14 protein-coding genes are annotated in these 16535 nt (G+C 70.4%); 10 read left to right on the plus strand and 4 right to left on the minus strand.

Annotated features, from left to right (window positions below; translation table 11 throughout):
• The first annotated feature begins 40 nt into the window (after positions 1-40).
• Positions 41-748, plus strand: a complete 708-nt coding sequence (locus tag C4V41_RS23325; protein WP_103958058.1) for a DUF4328 domain-containing protein — start codon at positions 41-43, stop codon at positions 746-748.
• A gap of 4 nt (positions 749-752) precedes the next feature.
• Here C4V41_RS23325 and C4V41_RS23330 read toward each other — a convergent pair whose 3' ends face one another.
• The 3 genes from C4V41_RS23330 to C4V41_RS23340 all read right to left on the minus strand — a co-directional run bounded on the left by C4V41_RS23330 (position 753) and on the right by C4V41_RS23340 (position 5485).
• Positions 753-4394 carry a DNA polymerase III subunit alpha gene (locus C4V41_RS23330; protein ID WP_200824160.1) on the minus strand — a complete coding sequence of 1214 codons (3642 nt, stop codon included), beginning with the start codon at positions 4392-4394 and terminating at the stop codon, positions 753-755.
• On the minus strand, positions 4394-4660 hold the full coding sequence (locus tag C4V41_RS23335) for a DUF6504 family protein (RefSeq protein WP_103958059.1): 267 nt from the start codon (positions 4658-4660) through the stop codon (positions 4394-4396). Before C4V41_RS23335 ends, C4V41_RS23330 begins: the two co-directional genes overlap by 1 nt.
• Positions 4661-4738: 78 nt before the next feature.
• On the minus strand, positions 4739-5485 hold the full coding sequence (locus C4V41_RS23340; protein WP_103958060.1) for a GntR family transcriptional regulator: 747 nt from the start codon (positions 5483-5485) through the stop codon (positions 4739-4741).
• A 111-nt stretch (positions 5486-5596) separates the two neighbouring features.
• On the opposite strand from C4V41_RS23340, the gene C4V41_RS23345 reads away from it, so the two are divergent.
• The 8 genes from C4V41_RS23345 (at position 5597) to C4V41_RS23380 (ending at position 13624) form a co-directional block, all read left to right on the plus strand.
• Positions 5597-6751 carry an ABC transporter substrate-binding protein gene (locus C4V41_RS23345; RefSeq protein WP_103958061.1) on the plus strand — a complete coding sequence of 385 codons (1155 nt, stop codon included), beginning with the start codon at positions 5597-5599 and terminating at the stop codon, positions 6749-6751.
• Complete coding sequence (locus C4V41_RS23350) at positions 6748-7572, plus strand: ABC transporter permease (protein WP_103958062.1); 825 nt, start codon at positions 6748-6750, stop codon at positions 7570-7572. The genes C4V41_RS23345 and C4V41_RS23350 overlap by 4 nt, the downstream gene beginning before the upstream one ends.
• The gene (locus C4V41_RS23355; protein WP_103958063.1) at positions 7560-8417 is read left to right on the plus strand and encodes an ABC transporter permease; all 858 of its coding nucleotides are present in this window, start codon (positions 7560-7562) and stop codon (positions 8415-8417) included. Before C4V41_RS23350 ends, C4V41_RS23355 begins: the two co-directional genes overlap by 13 nt.
• Positions 8414-9475, plus strand: coding sequence for an ABC transporter ATP-binding protein (locus tag C4V41_RS23360; protein WP_103958064.1), 1062 nt, complete (start codon positions 8414-8416; stop codon positions 9473-9475). Before C4V41_RS23355 ends, C4V41_RS23360 begins: the two co-directional genes overlap by 4 nt.
• Positions 9476-9479: 4 nt before the next feature.
• Positions 9480-10082, plus strand: a complete 603-nt coding sequence (locus C4V41_RS23365; protein ID WP_235030334.1) for an HAD family hydrolase — start codon at positions 9480-9482, stop codon at positions 10080-10082.
• A gap of 40 nt (positions 10083-10122) precedes the next feature.
• Complete coding sequence (locus C4V41_RS23370) at positions 10123-11319, plus strand: AAA family ATPase (RefSeq protein ID WP_103958366.1); 1197 nt, start codon at positions 10123-10125, stop codon at positions 11317-11319.
• A 63-nt stretch (positions 11320-11382) separates the two neighbouring features.
• Positions 11383-11958: an RloB family protein gene (locus tag C4V41_RS23375; RefSeq protein ID WP_103958065.1), complete on the plus strand. Its 576-nt coding sequence runs from the start codon at positions 11383-11385 to the stop codon at positions 11956-11958.
• Between the two features lie 46 nt (positions 11959-12004).
• Positions 12005-13624 (plus strand): serine/threonine-protein kinase, encoded by a 1620-nt coding sequence (locus C4V41_RS23380; RefSeq protein ID WP_235030335.1) that lies wholly within the window; start codon positions 12005-12007, stop codon positions 13622-13624.
• A gap of 132 nt (positions 13625-13756) precedes the next feature.
• On the opposite strand, the gene C4V41_RS23390 is transcribed toward C4V41_RS23380, so the two are convergent.
• Complete coding sequence (locus C4V41_RS23390) at positions 13757-14344, minus strand: TetR/AcrR family transcriptional regulator (protein ID WP_103958067.1); 588 nt, start codon at positions 14342-14344, stop codon at positions 13757-13759.
• A gap of 73 nt (positions 14345-14417) precedes the next feature.
• Here C4V41_RS23390 and C4V41_RS64320 point away from each other — a divergent pair, with 73 nt between their 5' ends.
• Positions 14418-16481 carry an ABC-F family ATP-binding cassette domain-containing protein gene (locus C4V41_RS64320; RefSeq protein ID WP_268808648.1) on the plus strand — a complete coding sequence of 688 codons (2064 nt, stop codon included), beginning with the start codon at positions 14418-14420 and terminating at the stop codon, positions 16479-16481.
• The last annotated feature ends 54 nt before the right edge of the window (positions 16482-16535 follow it).

Genomic DNA, 16535 nt, shown 5'->3' on the forward strand with positions numbered 1-16535 from the left:
ACGGGGCTCCCGGGATACAAGTGAAGCAGGACCTCAGCGCATGGCCCGGGGGGAGAACAACGTGCGCTACACCCAGGCATCGCCGACGAGAGCCGCCTTCGCCGTCCAAGTGACACTGGCCGCCCAGGTCGTCTCCCTCGGTTCCCTCGTGATCTTCGAACAGCTCCGTGGCCGTCAGCTCGCCACCCAGCTCGCCGCGTTCGGCGGCCGCCCCCAGGGCGCCGACGCGGAGGCGGTGGTGGGCGCCGTGACGATGTTCGCGGTGCTGATGATGCTGGTGGCGGGCACCTCGGTCGCCGCCGCGGCCTGCTACGTGACGTGGCTGGTGCGCGCCAGGCAGGCCAACGACCGCTCGGCCGCCACCGGCCCGGTGGCGGCCGCCTGGCTGATCCCCGTCGTCAACCTGGTCGCGCCGGCGGTGCTGGTCGACGAGGTGTGGCGCGGCACCAGGCCACCGGCGGGCCGCCGGGGGCGCTGGCTGGCGCTGGTGACCGGCTGGTGGCTGAGCTGGCTGGCCACGCTGGCGCTGCTGACGATCCGGCTGCCGCTCGACTCCTCCGCAGGCGACCTGACCGGAGTGGGGATGCTGGAGCTGACCTGCGCGGCGGTGGCGGCGCTGCTGTGCGCGGGCACGGTGCGCGAGCTGACCCGGCTGCAGTGCGCGGCCCGCCCGGCCGCGATCGGCACCGTGCACTCCTTCTCCCATCAGCCGCCCCAGCCGACCGCGCGGCCTGAGCACCAGTTCTAGGCAATCAGGCGGCCGTCGGGCCTGAGCTGCCCTGGCTGGCGTGCCAGAGCCGCCTCGGCGGTTCGGCGATGGCGGGGGGCAGGTCGGAGTAGGGCGACAGGCGGAAGCCGTTGGCGTACTCGATCGGGCGGCCGCCGACTCCCTCGACGTCCTCCGGGGAGCGGTCGAGGACGGCGCGGACCGCCTCGACGCCCCGCGACCGCCAGAGCGCGTCCAGGTCGGTCAGGTTCCAGCAGTCCACCGCGCGCATCGACACCGCCCGGGTCCCCGTGCGCCTGACCACTCCCCTGGCCAGCATGATCCACGAGCCGAACACGATCGACGCGCACCGCCCCTGCACCGACTCGAAGAACGTCAGGTCGATCGGCCCCGTCGAGTCGTCGAGCGTGGTGAAGATGACGCGCTGGCCCGAGCGCACCGCCGGCGTCTGGGTCGCCACCTTGACCCCGGCGACCAGGATCTCCGCCCCGTTGCGCTGGGCGAGCAGGTCTCTGGAACGCACCACCCCCAGCGCGTCGAGCAGCTCGTCGTGGAAGCTGATGACGTGCCGGCTGATGTCGATGCCGAGGATCTCCAGCTCGGCCTCGACCATCTCCGTCTCCGTCATCTCCGGCAGCTCCCCCGGCGGCAGGTGCTCGCTGAAACCGAGCGGAAGCTGCACGGACTGCGGCGGGTCCGGCCGCTCGGAGATGGACATGTGTGAGGTGTAGCGCTTGGACTTGCGCGGCGCCGCCCGCACGCCGATCGCCGAGGCCCGGTCGAGCGCGCCCACCTGAGCGATCAGGTCGCGCCTGGTCAGCTCGCCCGGACGCCAGCGCGGCCCGCCAGGGTGCAGGTCGTGCAGCGCGTCCAGGCCGCCCACCTGGACGATCCGCTCGATCGTGGGGCGCGAGGGCCGGGCGCGGTCCCAGAAGTCGGCCAGCGATGTGTACGGCTGCCCCGCCACCATGCGCTCGACCTCCGCCTCGCTCACCCCCTTGATGGCCGAGAACGGCACGCGCAGCGCGTAGCCCCTGCCGATCTCCCCGGCCTTGAACTCCCTGCGCGGCCGCCCGGCGCCTTCCAGCGCGGCCGGGCGCACCCGCACCTGGACGCGCGGCCCGAGCCGCTCCACCCGCCAGTCCTTGCCCGACCTGTTGATGTCCAGCGGCAGGATCTTCACCCCGCACTGCCTGGCCTCGTCGATGATGACCCGCGGCGGGTACATGCCGGGCTCGTGCGTGAGCACCCCCGCGAAGAACGCCGCCGCGTGGTGCCGCTTGAGCCAGGCCGACTGGTAGGTGGGCAGCGCGAACGCCGCCGCGTGCGCCTTGCAGAACCCGAACGCCCCGAACGCGTCCAGCACCCGCCAGGCCCGGTCCACGGCCGCGTCGTCGAACCCGTTGGCCCTGGCCATCGGGACGAACGTCTTGCGGACCCGCTCGCGCCCCTCCGGCGTGTCCAGCGTGCGCCGCAGCATCTCGGCGAACGACAGGTCGCGCCCGGTCATCACCGCGATGATCTTCAGCACCTGCTCGTGGAACACCACGACGCCGTGCGTCTCCTTCAGCGCCTCGCGGAGCCTCTCGTGCGGATAGTACGGCTGCCGCCACCCGTGCCTGGCCTCCAGGTAAGGGGTGACCATGTCGGAGTTGACCGGCCCCGGCCTGAACAGCGAGATGTCCACGATCAGGTCGTGCATCCTGCGCGGCTCCAGCTTGGCCACCAGCTCGCGCTGGCCGGGCGACTCGATCTGGAAGCAGCCGAGGGTCCGGGAGGCACAGATCATGTCGTAGGTGTCCTGGTCGTCGTGCGGCACGTACTGGATCTCGGGGTCGTCGCCCCGCTGGGCGTCGAGCTCGACGACGACGTCGTCGACCCGCTTGATCTCGGTCAGCGCGTACGCCAGCGCCGACTGCATCCGCACCCCCAGCACGTCGAGCTTGAGCAGCCCGGCCTCCTCCACGTCGTCCTTGTCGAACTGCGACATCGGGAACTCCAGCAGGCTGCGCTCCACCGGCGTGCGGTCCCGCAGCCCCGAGTTGCCGATCAGCACGCCGCACGGGTGCAGCGCGATGTGCCTGGGCAGGCCGTCGAGCCGCTCCGCCAGCCGGAACACCCGCTCCAGGCCCGCGTCGCCGAGCCGGCTCTCGCGCAGCTCGGGCAGGTCGTTCAGGGACGCGGTGATCTGCTTGGCCCTGATGTGCGGGAACGCCTTCGCGATCGCGTCGATCTCGTGCGGCGGCAGGCCCATCGCCCCGGCCACGTCGCGGATCGCGCTGCGCGCCCGGTAGGTCTCCATCATGGACACGCAGGCCACCCTGGCCTCGCCGTAGCGCTCGAAGATGGCCTGGTAGCAGTCGAGCCGGCGGGCCGACTCCACGTCGACGTCGATGTCGGGCAGCCCGATGCGGCCCTCCGACAGGAAGCGCTCCATGAGCAGGCCGTGCTCGATCGGGTTCACCTCGCCGATGCCGATGAGGTAGTTGACCAGGCTGCCGGCGCCCGAGCCGCGGATGGCGCAGCGGATGCCCATGCCGCGGATCATGTCGGTGATGCCGGCCACGGCGATGAAATATCCGGACAGGCGCTTGCGCTCGATGATCGCCATCTCGTCCCGCAGGCGCTCCCTGACGTCGTCGACACGGTCGAGGCCGCGCCGGATCAGCCCGTCCTCGACGCGGTGGCGCAGCAGCGGCACCGGGTCGCGGCCGATCTCGGGCAGGTGCAGGCCGGGCGGGTCGTTCCTGAGGGCGAGCAGGCCGAGCGGGTCCATGGAGCACGCCTCGGCCAGCCGCCTGGTGGTGTGCAGCAGCCGGGCGACCCGCTCCTGGTCGGCCCCGCACACCTTGGCCGCCACCTGCCACATCTCCTTGGTGCTCTTGAGGTAGGCGTGGGAGGTGGTGCGCTCCAGGTGGCGCGGGTGCAGCGGCACGAGCTGGCGGGCCGCGTCGAGCACGTCGCCCACCTGGTGGTCGGCCGGGTCGAGGTAGCGGGCGGCGTTGGTCAGCACGGCGGGCACGCCCATGGACTCGGCCAGGCCGAGCATGCGGACGGCCGTGGTGGCGTCGCGGAAGCCGTACTGGTCGACCAGTTCGATCACCACGCCGGGCACGGCGGCGCGCCAGAGGCCGAGCAGCGTCCTGGCCTGCTCGTCGCGCCGCTCGGTCACCGCGCGGCCGACGTCGGATCTGGGGCCGAGCAGGACCACGAGCCCGTCTTCGGCGCCGAACCCGTGATCGCCCGGCTCGCCGGCCCATTCGCCGACCAGCTCGCGGGTCACCCTGGGCGCGCCGCGCTCACCCGCGTGGTGGGCGGCCGTGACCAGGCGGCACAGGCGGGACCAGCCCTTGCCGCGCGACAGCACCGTGACGCGGTCTTCAGCGTTCGGGCCGGTCCGCGGGCGGGGCGTGCGCAGCCCCGGCACCGGGGTGAAGGCGGAGGCGGCGACGTCGAGCGCCAGGTTCACGCCGAGCACCGGGGCGATCCCGGCCTCCGCGCACGCCTGGGCGTGCTTGATCGCGCCGTAGAGACCGTCGCGGTCGGTCAGCGCCAGGATGTCCATCCCGTGCTCCACGGCCCGGTTCACCAGCGCTCGCGGGAACGCGGTGCCGTAGCGCATGGAGTAGGCGGAGCTCACGTTGAGGTGCGGGAACGGGGGCGCCATCAGTCCCACGCCCGCAGCAGCAGCCAGCCGTTGCTGGCGGTGTCGTAGCGCAGCTCGTAGGAGCCCGGCTCGCGCCCCGGGCTCGCCTCGACCCGCCAGAACTGGCGCTCACCGGGATCGCCCTCGCCGGTCTTCCACCACTCGCGCGCGACCACCCAGTGGTCGAGGACGCGGCGGACGAGATAGAGCCGGTCTCGCCAGACGAACTGGGTCGGCTCCCCGTCCCGGGTCCACACCTCTATCGGATCGCCATAGAGTCTGCTCAAGACGCTTCTCCCCGCGGCTCTGGTCCGTATGTTGGGCCACCCGGGGGAAGACGGGCGCTATGACTCGAACATATGTTCTCAGGGCCCGAAACGCAAGTCGCCGGCCTGCCTCACGAGCGGGTTGGCCCCGATCGAATTGCGGATGCTGAAGGCCACGCTGCCCGCCCGGTAACGGTCGTCGGAAGACTCCACCGGCCTGCCCTCGTGCGTGGTGGTCACGCGTCTCTGGCGCAGGAGCGGGCTGCCGCGGCGCACGCCCAGCAGCCGGGCGTCCTGGGCGCCGGCGGGCACGGCGTCGATGAGGTGCTCTCCGTAGGCGAACACGAGGCCGATGGACTCGTACAGGGCCTCCGTGACGGACTCGCAGCCGGCGGGCAGGCTCTCCACCGCGCCGGCCACCCACGCGGCGTAGACGGTGCGCTCCAGGAGCACCGGCTCGTCCTCCAGTGAGCGCAGGCGCAGCACCTCCAGCACCTCGTCCGACCCGAGCCTGGCCGACTCGGCGCCGCTCGCGGGCCTGCGCCGCTGGGCGATCACCTGGCCGCCGTAGCGGTAGCCGTTCGAGCGGGCCCACTGGGCGAAGCTGTGCAGCTCGGCGAAGCTCTGGCTGCGCGCGGTGCCGAGCACGATGCGCCTGGCGCCCTGCCGGGAGCCGACCAGGCCCTCGGCGGCCAGGACGGCCACCGCCTGGCGCACGGTGCCCCGCGCCGCGCCGAAGCGCCCGGCCAGCTCGGCCTCGCTCGGGAGCTGGGAACCGACCGGATGAGCGCCGGCGAGGATCTCGCCCCGCAGCTCATCGGCGATCAGTTCATAGCGCGCCACCATCCCCACCGTCCCCATTCACGAAAGAGCAATGTTCATGCGACTTACTAGTGCTCGCTTGTTTGTACAAGTTCCTTTACGTTCTTTCCACACCCCCTGGAAAGTGGAGGCGTCGTGTTCACACCTCGCGCCCGAGCGGCCGCCGTTGTCGCAGCCCTGACCGTAGTCACCGCGGCGTGTGGCGCCGCTCCGAGCAGCCAGCAGACCACCCAGGCGTCACAAGGCGGGGTGAACGCGGCCACCGCCACGTCCGCCGCCGAGTTCGGCGGACTCGACAAGCTCGTCGAGGCCGCCAAGAAGGAGGGCGACCTCCACGTCATCGCCCTGCCGCCCGACTGGGCCAACTACGGCGAGATCATCGAGAAGTTCCAGGCCAAGTACGGCATCAAGATCGAGAGCGAGACCCCCGACGCGGCCAGCGCCGACGAGATCAACGCCGTCAAGACCCGCAAGGGCCAGGGCCGCGCCCCCGACGTGCTCGACCTGGGCCAGTCGTTCGCGATCAGCGGCGCCGGCGAGGGCCTGTTCGCGCCGTACAAGGTGCAGAGCTTCGACAAGATCCCCGAGGGCCAGAAGGAGGCCACCGGGCTCTGGGTCAACGACTACGGCGGCTACGTGTCCATCGGCTGCGACGCCAAGAAGATCGAGGCCTGCCCGACGAGCTTCAAGGACCTGCTCAAGCCCGAGTACAAGGGCCAGGTCGCGATGAACGGCAACCCGACCAAGGCGGGCTCGGCCTTCGCCGGCGTGTACGCCGCCGCCCTCGCCAACGGCGGCTCCTTCGACGACATCCAGCCCGGCATCGACTTCTTCAAGCAGCTCAAGGACGCCGGCAACTACAACCCGGTCGAGACCACGCCCGCGACCATCGAGCGCGGCGAGACCAAGATCAGCATCGACTGGGACTACAACAACGCCGCCTACGCGCCCCAGATGACGGCCAAGGGCATCGACTGGAAGGTCAACGTGCCCTCCGACGGCAAGTACTTCCAGATGTACGCCCAGGCCATCAACAAGGACGCCCCGCACCCGGCCGCCGCGCGCCTGTGGCAGGAATACCTCTACAGCGCCGAGGGCCAGAACCTCTTCCTCAAGGGCTTCGCGCGTCCCGTCCTGCTGCCCGCGATGACCTCCGACGGCAGCGTCGACCAGGCGCTGGCCGACAAGCTGCCGCAGGTCGAGGGCACGCCCACGTTCCCGTCGACCGCGCAGGTGGACGCGGCCAAGGCCAAGCTGGCCGGCGGCTGGGACGCCGCGATCTCGGGATGACCCGGTCCCGTTCGCGGGGGTGGCTCGGCGCGCTGCCGCTGCTGGCGTTCTTCGCGCTCGTGTTCGGCGTCCCCGCCATCGCGCTGGTGGCGGGGGCGTTCACGGCGCAGGGGCGGCCGAGCCTGGCCAACCTGTCGCAGAGCCTGCAGGGCGGCTATCTCGTCGCCATGATCGGCAGCGTCAAGCTGTCGGCCGTGGTGGCGCTGCTGGGGGCCGTGCTGGGCACGTTCCTGGCCTATGCCGTCGTGACCTCACGCAGTTCGCTGCTGCGCGAGTCCGTACTGACCGCCTCCGGGGTGCTGGCCAACTTCGGCGGGGTGCCGCTGGCATTCTTCTGGATCGCCACGCTGGGCAACTCCGGCGTGGTCAGCGGCCTGGTGGGGCTGCCGACCGGCTCCCTGTACACGTTCTGGGGGCTGGTCGTCGTCTACCTGTACTTCTCGATCCCGCTGATGGTGCTGGCCATGGCGCCGGCGCTGGACGGGCTGCGGCCGCAGTGGCGCGAGGCGGCGGCCAACAACGGGGCCACGTCCTGGGACTACTGGCGCCTCGTCGCGCTGCCGGTGCTGGCTCCGGCCATGCTGGGCGGTGTGGTGCTGCTGTTCGGGTCGGCCTTCTCCGCGTACGCCACCGCCAACGCCATGGTCGGGACCGTCGTCCCGCTCGTCACGCTGAAGATCGCCAGCGCGCTCACCGGCGACGTGCTGATCGGCTACGAGAACATCGCGCTGGCCCTCAGCCTCGACATGATCGTGGTGGCCGGGCTCGTGATGGCGATCTACCTGCCGCTGCAGAGGAGGACCTCCCGATGGCTGCACTGACCGGTCTGGAACGGGTCTCCGCGCCCGCTCCCGTTTCGCGGCGGCGGGCCTGGCGCGGTGTGGTGTTCGTGCCGGCGGCGGCGTACTTCCTGATCCCGCTCTGCACCTCCTTCTGGTACACCGTCTACGACCAGACCTCCGGGGTGTCGTTCGCCGCCTACGGCGAGCTGCTCACGGCCGAGGGGTTCGCGCGCTCTCTGTCGCTCTCGCTCGGGCTGGCCGTGGCCACGATCGTGCTCGTGCTGCTGCTCACGCTGCCCGCGATGCTGGCCGTGCGGCTCTTCGCGCCCCGGCTGCGGCCGGTCATGGAGGTGCTGTGCACGTTGCCGCTGGTGGTGCCGCCGATCACGTTCGTGGCCGGGATCGGGACGTCCCTGCGTACCGGGACGGAGGTGCTGGCTCCGACGCCGTTCTGGGCCACGCTGATCGCGGTGCAGGATCCGGCGTTCCCCGTCGTGCTGGTGCTGGCTTATGTGGTGCTGGTGCTGCCGTTCGTGTACCGGTCGCTGGACGCGGGGCTGCGCACGATGGACGTGCGGACGCTGGTGGAGGCGGCCCGCAATCTGGGGGCCTCGTGGCCGTACGTGCTGGTCAGGGTGATCGTGCCCAACCTGCGGTCGGCGCTGGCGAGCGCGTCGTTCCTGACGCTGGCGCTGGTGCTGGGCGAGTACACCGTCGCCAGTCTGCTGGGGTACGAGCCTTTCGCGGTGTGGATCGTGACCGTCTCGGGGTCCAGAGGGCAACTGTCGGTCGCGGTGTCGATCCTCAGCCTGCTGCTCATCTGGCTGCTGTTGCTGGGCGTCTCCACGGTGTTCGGTAAGTTCGGTAAGGAGCAGGGGAAATGACGGCCACCATCGAGTTCCGGGCCTTGCGGCGGGTGTTCGGCAGGACGGTCGCGCTGGACGGGCTCGACCTGGTCGTCGCGCCCGGGGAGTTCGTCGCCCTGCTGGGGCCCTCAGGCTGCGGCAAGACGACGGCGCTGCGGTGCGTGGCCGGGTTCGAACGGCCCGATTCCGGGGCGGTGCTGGTGGACGGCAAGGACGTCACCGGCGTACCGGCCAACAAGCGGGACGCGGGCATGGTCTTCCAGTCCTACTCGCTCTTCCCCAACCTGAACGCCCGCGACAACGTGGCCTTCGGCCTGCGCGTCCGCAAGGTCCCCGCGGCCACCCGGCGGGCCAAGGCGGGCGAACTGCTCGAACTCGTCGGCCTCCCCTCCCACGCCGACCGCTACCCGCACCAGCTCTCCGGCGGCCAGCAGCAGCGCGTCGCCCTGGCGCGGGCGCTCGCCCTGGAGCCGCGCGTCCTGCTCCTGGACGAGCCGCTGTCGGCGCTGGACGCCAAGGTACGGGTGGCGCTGCGCGAGGAGATCCGCCGCCTCCAGCTCGACCTGGGCATCACCACCATCTTCGTCACCCATGACCAGGAGGAGGCGCTGTCGATCGCGGACCGGGTGGCGGTGCTGCGGGAGGGGCGGCTCGAGCAGGTCGGCCCGCCCGCCGAGGTCTACGACCGGCCGGCGACGCCGTTCGTGGCGGAGTTCGTGGGCACCATGAACCACCTGGCCGGGGTCGTCTCCGGGGATCAGGTCACGGTGCTCGGCCAGTTGCTGCCCGTGGACGGTCCCGTACCCGATGATCCGTCCGTGGACGTGCTGGTCCGTCCTGAGGCCGTCCAGGTCGTACCGTCCGCGGACGGGCCCGCCGAGGTGCTGGCCGCGTCGTTCCGTGGCGCCTCCGTGCGGCTCAGGGTGGCGGTGGAGGGCGGGGAGGTGCTGGCGGACGTGCCCGGCCACGAGGCGGTGCGGCTCGGCCCTGGGACGCGGGTGACGGTGCGGCTGGTGGAACGGCCGGTCCTGGTGGCGTCCCGCACGGTCACGGCCCCCGCCCCCGTCGTCGCCTGACGCGGTGGTTCCTGACGCCGTCTTCCTGGACATGGACGGCACGCTCGTCGACACCGAGGGGCTCTGGTGGCAGGCGGCCGCCTCCGTCGCCGCGTCCCTCGGGCGGCCGCTGTCCCCGGCCGACGCTCCGCACGTCCATGGGCGCACGGTCGAGGACGTGGCCGCCTACCTGGGCGCGCCCGGCACGGCCCGGCCCCTCACCGCCGCCTTCGCCGACCTCATCGGACGGGACCTGACGATCATGCCGGGGGCGCTGGAGCTCCTGTCCGGCCTGGCCGCCACCACCATCCCGACGGCCCTGGTCAGCGCCTCGCCGCAGAGCATCGTGGACCTGGTGCTGCCACGGCTGGGGCACACGTTCGACCTGGTGATCGCCAACGAGGACACGGCCCGGGGGAAGCCGTGGCCGGACCCGTACCTGGAGGCGGCCCGGCGATTGGGCGCGACCCCGGCGCGCTGCGTGGCCGTCGAGGACAGCCCGACGGGCATCGCGGCGGCCAGAGCGGCGGGCTGCCGCGTCCTCGTCGTGTCGGAAGGACTGCCGTCACTGCTCCAGATATGCGCTTACGAGGGCGACTGCGGGGAAAATCCTCGGGAGGAGTCCTGAAACTGTATGGTCGGTGTTGTTTCGGCAGAGGGAGAAGATCGTGTTGCTGCGCTTCAGGGTCGCCAACCATCGGTCGATCCGTGACGAGCAGACACTCTCCCTGACAGCCGTGCCACGCCGGGGGGAAGCAAATCGGACACAACCGCTTCGTGTAGCCGGAATCTATGGCGCCAACGCGTCGGGGAAGTCCAATGTTCTGGACGCCCTGCGGTGGATGTCCGAGGCGGTCAGGCGGTCCCACACCCAGTGGGATCCGGCCGGCGGAGTTCCCAGGCAGCCCTTCAAGCTCTCCGAGACCGGGCGGGAAACGCCGTCGTTCTTCGAGGTCGACTTCCTCCACGAAGGCGTCCGTTATTCGTACGGATTCGAAGTGGACGACACGGCGGTGCTCGGCGAATGGCTCAACACCTTTCCCCGGGGCCGCACGAAAAGGCTCTTCGAACGCAGCGGTCCCGCCGACATGTCCTTCGGACGCGGGCTGGCCGGAGAAACGGCACGCATACGCAAACTCACCCGGCCGAACTCGCTCTACCTCTCGTGTGCGGCATCCAACAATCACCCGTTGCTCGCGGGCATTTACGAGCTCCTGACCGTCAAGCTCGCCTTCGTCGAGTACGGCGAGCGACACGAGAACCGCCGCCTCGACCTCATCAAGATCTTGTTGCGCGATCACGCTCTGACAGAGGATCTGAACGCTCTGCTGCGAATCGCGGACCTGGGCGTCGAGCGGGCCGAACTCGTGGAAACGGGGGCGCAGGAGGAAGTGGTCCTGCGGCGGCCAGGAGGGGTGCCATCACTCAGCCTGGAGGAGGAGAGCGCCGGCACCAGGGCCTGGCTCTCTTTGCTGGGACACACCCTGAGCATCCTCTATATCGGCGGGGCCCTGGCCGCGGACGAGATCGACTCAAGTCTGCACCCGCTGCTGAGCTCGACATTGATCCGGATGTTCAAGGACGCCGACATCAACCTGATGAACGCGCAACTCGTCTTCGCCTCCCACGACACGACACTGCTCGGCTCCCTTCTCGAAGAGGAGATCCTGGCCAGAGACGAGGTGTGGTTCACCGAAAAGGACGACTCCGGCGCCACCGGCCTCTACTCGCTCGCCGAGTTCCACACCCGGCGTGACGAGAACATCGAGCGGGGCTACCTGCAGGGACGCTATGGAGCGGTGCCCTACCTAAATTTCGAGAGCATTCGCGAGATCTTCCTGAAAAGGACCCGCAGAAAGCCATGAGCCCCCCGGCGTAGCCCCCCGCGTCTCGACCGTCCCACAGGCCGCCGTTCTCCCAAGAAGCGCATACTCGTCGTTTGCGAGGGAGCCGTCACGGAGGTCGAATACTTCGAAGGCGTTCGCGACCACTTCCGTTCTCTCCCCGTGGAGATCCGCAATTGCAAGGTGATCGGTCTCGGGCGCGATCCAGCGGCCATCGTCGGATACGCCATTCGCGAGCGTGACAAGAAGGACCGCGAGGCTCGCTCGCAGCGGGACGCCAACATCGCTTACGACGAGGTGTGGTGCGTCGTGGACGTTGACCAGCACAAGACTCTCGACCAGGCCGTGGTCGAGGCACGCAGAGGACACGTCAACCTCGTGGTCTCCATGCCCTGCTTCGAACTGTGGATCCTCTACCACTTCGAGGACTGCGCCGCCCCCTGCGACCAGGAAAGAGTGCGGCAGCGACTCAAGAAACACATGAAGGGCTACGACAAACACCTCGGGCGAGACTTCCCCTTCACCAACCACGAGATCGCGGGAGAACGTGCCCGACGAGCGGACCCAGAGCACTGCGAGCCCAATCGCAAGGGTGGAAACCCGTCCACCAACGCCTGGCTGATCGTCGAAGCCATCCGTCGGTCAGGCAGAAACCGCTGACCGCAATTCTGCGGCGACCGGTCCTGTGTCGGTAAGCTAGCGCGCCGTGAGCGGTGAAACCTCCCACATCGGGCGCTACAGGTTGCTGAGCGTGCTGGGGCGAGGCGGGATGGGCACGGTCCATCTCGCCGAGGATGCCGCTGGGCAGCGGGTCGCCGTCAAGGTGATCAACGCGGAGCTCAGCCAGCACGAGCAGTTCCGCATGCGCTTTCGCAGGGAGGCGGACGCGGCGCGGCGGGTGCGCAGGTTCTGCACCGCCGCCGTGCTCGAGGCCGCGCTCGACGGCGACCAGCTCTACGTGGTGACCGAATACGTGCCGGGGCCCAACCTCGACGAGGCCGTACGCCGGTCCGGGCCCCTGCGCGGCTCCAGCCTCGACGCGCTGGCCGTCAGCGTGGCGACCGCGCTCACCGCCATCCACGGGGCCGGGGTGGTGCACAGGGACCTCAAGCCGTCCAACGTGCTGCTGTCACCCGTCGGGCCGCGAGTGATCGACTTCGGCATCGCGCGGGCGCTCGACACGCTCGGCGGCGTCACGGGCACCGGTGAGCTGGTCGGCACGCCGCGCTACATGGCGCCCGAGGTGCTGCGGGGCGAGCCGGTCTCCCCCGCGTGCGACGTGTTCTCGTGGGGCTGCCTGATCGCGTTCGCGGCCAGCGGGCGGGCGCCGTTCGGCGGCGACACGCTGCCGGCGATCGTCTACCAGGTGCTCAACGGCCAGCCGAACCTCGACGCCGTCGAACCCGGGCTGCGCGAGCTGGTCGGGGCGGCGCTGGACAAGAATCCCGCCGCCCGGCCGACCGCCCAGCAACTGCTCGACCACCTGGTGGGGCGGTCGGCGGCGCCGGAGCAGGCGGCGCAGACCGCGCAGGTGACGTGGCAGCAGTCCTACACGGCCGTTCCGCCCAGGAAGCCGCACCGGGGCAGGCTGTACGCGGGGCTCGCGGTGGCCGCGGCCGTCCTGGTGGGCGGGGGCGTGACCGCCTACGCCCTGCTCGCGTCGGGCGGCCCGCCCGACGACATGAACGTTCTCTACCGCGAGGACTTCACGCAGACCTCCGGTGGCTGGAACGGCGTCTACGACGCGGAAGACACGGCCAGCTACGGATACCGTACGGACGGGACGTACGGGCTGGACGTGGACGACGAATACGAAGAACGTACGGCCAAGGCGCCCATCCCCTTCCTCGTCGCCACGCCGACGACCACGCCCGACCCGTCCGCCACGACGACGCCGATGCTGCCCGCGTCGGTCGTGGTCGCCGTCACCGCCCAGGTGAAGAAGTCCGCCGGGGCCGGGGAATATGGCGTCTACTGTCACAGCACCGACAATGAGAAGAGCTATTACGAGTTCGGGCTGGACACGACGGGCAAGGCCAGGATCCGGCGGATCACGGACGGGGCCGGGGGGACGCTGGCTCAGCCCGTACAGGTGAACGGGCTGGGGACCGGGAAGTCGGCGCGCGTGGTGGCGTCGTGCGAGCAGGTGGGGGCGGGGGTGCGGTTGACGATGTGGGTGAACGACGAGCGGGTGCAGGAGGTCGAGGATCCCAACGGGCTCAAGAACGGGTTCGTGGGGGTGTTCGCGCGTACGGCCAAGGACAGTACGTCGCTGCTGAAGACGACGTTCGACGACTTCGAACTCCGCGGCCGGAAGGAACCCTGACTTTCCCCGCCCCTTCGCACCCTTGCCTTCTCGACCCGCCTGACCACCGGCACCAGCGGCACCATCCCCACCCGCTCGCCAAGCCGTCAACAGCACAGCCTGGTATGCCCGCAGGTCGGCGCCACTGTCGTCCTACAGCACCCCGGCGCGGGCTGCGGCCAGGGCGGCGTCGGCGGCGCGGTCGGCGTCCTGTTCGGTCACCGGCTCGTGCGCCACGAACAACCGGTAGTAGATCGGCGCGACCGCCACCCGGATCACCTCTCTGACGTCCACGACATCGGGCAGCTCACCCCGCCCGATCGCCCGCCGCACCACCTCGGCCGACTGATCGTGCCGGGCCATGAAGAACTCGTGCAGCGCCTTCGCGGCGGCCGGATTCTGTACGGCGGCCGCGACGAACGCCGACGACACCGGCCCCAGCTCCGGATCATCGAACCCACTCCGTACAAGCTGAACGATCCCCCGCAGATCCCCCTCGATCGACCCGGTGTCGGGGATGGGCCACGGCTCATCGCTCGCCAGCTCCAGAGCGTCGGAGATCAGCCCTTCGACGCCACCCCACCGCCGATACACCGTCGTCTTGTGCACCCCCGACCGCTCGGCCACGTTCTCCACCGTCAGGCCCGAATAGCCCCCTTCGACCAGCTCGGCCAGCGTGGCCTGCCGCACGGCGTCCCTGACCCGCGCGCTCCGCCCTCCCGGGCGCTTGTGAGACTCCAAAAACTACTCCAGTTGCATTAGCCCCGATCCTGTGGCAATCTAACGCTACAACAGTTGCGATTGGAGTTCCATCCTGTTCAGCCTCCGCAAGGTTTCCAAAACGTACGGCGAACGCGCCGTCCTCACCGACGTCTCCATGTCCGTGGGTCCGGGCGAACGCGCGGGCATCGTCGGCGAGAACGGCTCGGGCAAGTCCACGCTGCTCCGCCTGCTGGCCGGGGTCGAGCGGCCCGACGACGGCGAGGTGCGCATGCCCGACGACTTCGGCTACCTGGGGCAGACTCTCGGCCTGCCGCCCGAGCACACCGTCCAGCAGGCGATCGACGCCGCCCTGGCCGGCCTGCGCGCCATGGAGCGCCGGATGCGCGAGCTGGAGTCGGCACTGACCGACGAGGTCATGGACGAATACGGCGACCTGCTGACGGCCTACGAACTGCGCGGCGGCTATGAGGCGGACGCGCGGGTGGACAAGGCGTTCCACGGCCTGGGCCTGGCCCACGTGGGCCGCGACCGGCCGCTGTCGAGCCTGTCGGGCGGGGAGCGGGCGCGACTGGGCCTGGCCTGCGTGCTGGCCGCCGCACCCCGGGCGCTGCTGCTCGACGAGCCCACCAACCACCTCGACGAGTCGGCGCTCACCTGGCTCGAAGACCGCCTGCGCGAGCACCGGGGCGCGGTGGCCGTGGTGTCGCACGACCGCGTCTTCCTCGACCGGGTGGCCACGACGATCCTCGAGGTCGAGCAGGGCACCATCACCCGCTTCGGCGGCGGCTACACGGGCTTCCTGGCGGCCAAGGCGGCGGCCAGGGCGCGCTGGGAGCAGGCGTACGCGGAGTGGCGCGAAGAGATCCGGCAGGTGCGCGAACACGCGGCCACCACCGCCCACCGGGTCGCCGCCGGGCGTGTCATGCGCGACAACAACAAGATGGCCTACGACCGCAACGCCGGCCGGGTGCAGAGCTCAGTGGCCAGCCGCGTTCGCAACGCCCACGAACGGTTGCGCCGCTTGGAAGCCGACCCGGTGCCACGCCCACCCGACCCCCTACGCTTCCACGGCACGTTCACCGAAGACGAGCCCTCCGAGCCAGAGCTCAAGAGCGACGGGCAACACCCCTCCCCCTCCGACAGGAAAGATTCGGCTCCGCCCGAAAGCGCCCACCCGTCCCCGAAGCCCTCGACCTCACGCAAGGCAATAGCCGGCTTCTTGAAGTCCTCGACCTCGCGCGAGCCAACAACCGACCTCCCGAAGTCCTCGACCTCGCGCAAACCAACAACCGACCTCCCGAAGTCCTCGACCTCGCGCAAACCAACAGCCGACCTCCCGAAGTCCTCGCCCTCGCGCAAACCAACAGCCGACCTCCCGAAGTCCTCGACCTCGCGCGAGCCAAAGGCCGAAGCCGAAGCTCCGAGCAGGAGAACGGAGAGTGACTGCGCGCCCGCCGCAGAACCCTCCACCATGACAACGCGCGCAGAAACCTCGCATGGGAGGTCGGCGAACACGTCCGCCGCCGGAGGAGAGGCCCCAGGCCAGAGGCCGGCGAGCGACTCCCCTTCCGGTGCGATGACGATGGAGGGCCGGCGGGCAGGTGACACCGACCGCCGGGTGCTCGCGGAATTGCGCGATGTACGGGTGGGCGATCGTCTCCAGGTCGGCGAGCTGACGATCAGGGCCGGTGAACGACTGCTGGTCCGGGGAGCCAACGGGGCGGGCAAGTCCACACTGCTGCAGGCCATCGCCGAGCACGCCCGCACCACCAAGGTCGGTCATCTCCAGCAGGAGGTCACGTTCGACCCGAACCTGACCGTGCTGGCCGCCTACAACGGCGACGGCTACCCCGACGAGCGCAGGGCGGCGCTGCTGCGGACCGGCCTGTTCCGGCCGCAGGCGCTCGACCAGAAGGTCGGCACGCTCTCGGTCGGCCAGCGGCGCCGGCTGGCGCTGGCCACGCTGCTGGCCCGGCCCTACGACCTCCTGCTGCTCGACGAACCGACGAACCACCTCTCACCCGTGCTCGCCGAAGAGCTGGAACAGGCGCTGGACGGCTACCGCGGCGCGCTCGTCGTCGTATCGCACGACCGCGCGCTCACCAGGCGCTTCCGCGGGACCGAGATCGAGCTGACAAGGGGGCGCATCCGTTGACCGGCAACTCCACCGGGACGAGCCAGCAGCCACAGACCGAAACCAGCACCAACG

It is taken from the genome of Nonomuraea solani (genome assembly GCF_900108335.1).
GTDB classification, from domain to species: Bacteria; Actinomycetota; Actinomycetes; order Streptosporangiales; family Streptosporangiaceae; genus Nonomuraea; species Nonomuraea solani.